Source organism: Pseudoroseomonas cervicalis ATCC 49957, from assembly GCF_000164635.1.
In the GTDB taxonomy this organism is placed as follows: Bacteria; Pseudomonadota; Alphaproteobacteria; order Acetobacterales; family Acetobacteraceae; genus Pseudoroseomonas; species Pseudoroseomonas cervicalis.
The window spans coordinates 1-1,899 of sequence record NZ_GG771023.1 but is presented as its reverse complement, the minus strand read 5'-3'; the positions used below and the strand labels follow the sequence as shown (position 1 = coordinate 1,899).

Annotated in this window: 2 protein-coding genes; both read right to left on the bottom strand. The window is 74.2% G+C overall.

All coding sequences use genetic code 11. The features are described from left to right. Positions 1-1,652: hydantoinase B/oxoprolinase family protein (locus tag HMPREF0731_RS21435; RefSeq protein ID WP_007006342.1), on the bottom strand; the 1,652-nt coding region annotated here is incomplete at its 3' end. 5 nt (positions 1,653-1,657) lie between these two features. Further along, a partial coding sequence (locus tag HMPREF0731_RS21430; protein ID WP_007006341.1) for a hypothetical protein occupies positions 1,658-1,899 on the bottom strand: 242 nt, incomplete at its 5' end.

The following is a 1,899-nucleotide window of genomic DNA, read 5'->3' as shown; positions in this document are numbered from 1 at the left end:
TCGGGCGAGACCAGCCCGGCCCGCACATCGCGCAGCACCGCCGCCGGGTCGCGGGCGAAGGGGTCGCCGCGCCCGGCGCCGGCCGGGGAGACGATGCGCAGCGTGTCCCCCGCCTGCAGCCGCAGCGCGTCGGTGTTCATCAGGTCGCGCGCCGCGGGCGTGCCCGGGTTCAGGGTGAAGCTGCCGGCCGCGCCCGGCTGGCCGCCGCCGATGCCCCAGGGCTGGAACAGGCTGCGGTCGCGGTTGCGGGCGGTGACGAAGGCGTCCGGCGCGGTGGTCTGGAACTCCATCACCTGCGCCATGCCGCCGCGATGCGCGCCGGGGCCGCCGCTGTCCGGCATCAGCCCGTAGCGCAGGATGCGCACCGGCGCCTCGGCCTCGGTGATCTCGATCGGGCTGTTCTTCAGGTAGGCGGCGTCCGCGCCCGCGCCATCGGTGCCGTCGCGGTGCGGCATGCCGCCGCCGCCGCCGACGATGGGGGCGATGGCGCTGATGCTGCGCCGCCCCGTGCGCGGGTCCTCGGCCGCCATGTTGACGATGCAGGTGGCGCCCGCCGGCGCCGCCGGCAGACGCTCCGGCGCCGCCTGGGCGAAGGCGCCGAAGATCAGGCTGCGCAGCCGCCCGCAGGTGAGCGAGCGCATGCCGACGGCGGCCGGGAAGCGCGGGTTCAGCACGCTGCCCTCCGGCGCGTGGCAGGTGAAGGCGCGGGTGGTGCCGTAGTTCAGCGTGATGCCCGGATGCAGCGCCGAGAGCACGTAATAGGCGCCGACCAGCAGCAGCGAATGGCGCGGATGCCCGCCGGTCGGCACGTTGAGCGAGGAGAGGGTCTGCGGGTCGGTGCCGGTGAAGTCCAGCTCCGCCGCGTCGCCGCGGATGGTGAGGCGGAGGCACAGGCGCAGCGGGTCGCCGCCGGCCGCGTCCTCGTCGGCGTATTCGGTGAAGCGGTATTCGCCGTCCGGGATGCCGGCCAGCACGGCGCGGGCCTGCGCCTCGGCATAGTCGAGCAGGTCGGCCAGCCCGTCCACCACCGTCTCCACCCCGAAGCGGCGCACCAGCTCCAGCACCCGCCGCTCGCCGGTGTTGACGGCGGCGACCAGCGCCTTGAGGTCGCCCCAGTTCTGGTCGGGCACGCGGACATTGGCCAGCATCACCCGCACCAGCCCCTCATCCAGCACGCCGGCGCGGTAGAGCTTGGCGGGGGGGATGCGGATGCCCTCCTGGTGCACCTCGGTCAGGGTGCGCGACAGGCTGGCCGGCACCGCGCCGCCGACATCGACATTGTGGATGTGGCCGCCGGCGAAGGCGATGATCCGCCCCTCGTGGAAGATCGGCTTCCACATCACCAGGTCCGGCGAATGCGTCGCCAGATGGCCGGAATAGGGGTCGTTGGTCATGGCGATGTCGCCGGGCTGGTAGCCGCCCGGCACCAGGGCGAGCGCCGCCGCGTAGTCCAGCCCCGGATACCAGGTGGCGCCGAGGTCGATCGGCACGGCGCAGGATTTGCCGTCCGCGTCGAGCAGCTGGATGGTGAAGTCCTCCGTCTCCTTGACGAAGGTGGAATGGGCGGTGCGGTAGAGCGTGGTGGCCATGCTCTCGGCGGCGGCGCGGGCATGGTTGCGCAGCACCTGCAGCATGACGGGATCGGTGCGCATCGGGGTCACTCCGCGAGATCGGGCGCCAGCGCGGCGGCCTGGGTCCGGCGGCCGGCCGCCGGGGCGACGCCGCGTTGCAGCAGCAGGTTGCGCAGCCCGTCCGTCTCGGCCTGCCAGCCGGGCGGCACCAGGATGGTGCAATCGGCCTGGGTGACGATGGCCGGGCCGGCGAAGGCCGCGCCGGGGGAGAGGGCGTCGCGCTCGTACAGCGCCGCCTCCTGCCAGGCGCCGCGCAGGAACAGCCGGG